Below are 237 nucleotides of genomic sequence, written 5' to 3' on the forward strand. Positions count from 1 at the left end.
ATTGCCGTATTTCCGGTCCGCCGTCGTTTCAATATGAAAGCGCAGATAAAAGATGGCGCTGATGACATTAGCCTTTGCCGGATATTGCTTACCTTCTTGTGCCGCGCGCAATCCGGACGACACCAGCGCGATGTCTTCGGCAGGCAATGCCGATCGCATGGACTCGGTAAAAAGTTTGATGAGTTCCGCGGGGTCCGCCTTGACCAATTCGTTTTCCATTTTCACGATCTCCTGGTT

The 237-nt window shown here is 51.9% G+C and carries 1 protein-coding gene; it reads right to left on the bottom strand.

What is annotated here, in order from left to right; all coding sequences use genetic code 11:
* Positions 1-219: hypothetical protein (locus tag SB847_RS22180; protein ID WP_410578912.1), on the bottom strand; the 219-nt coding region annotated here is incomplete at its 3' end.
* Positions 220-237 lie beyond the last annotated feature (18 nt).

Origin of the sequence: Bacillus sp. SIMBA_026 (assembly GCF_046535335.1) — a bacterium.
Classification (GTDB): Bacteria; Bacillota; Bacilli; order Bacillales; family Bacillaceae; genus Bacillus; species Bacillus velezensis.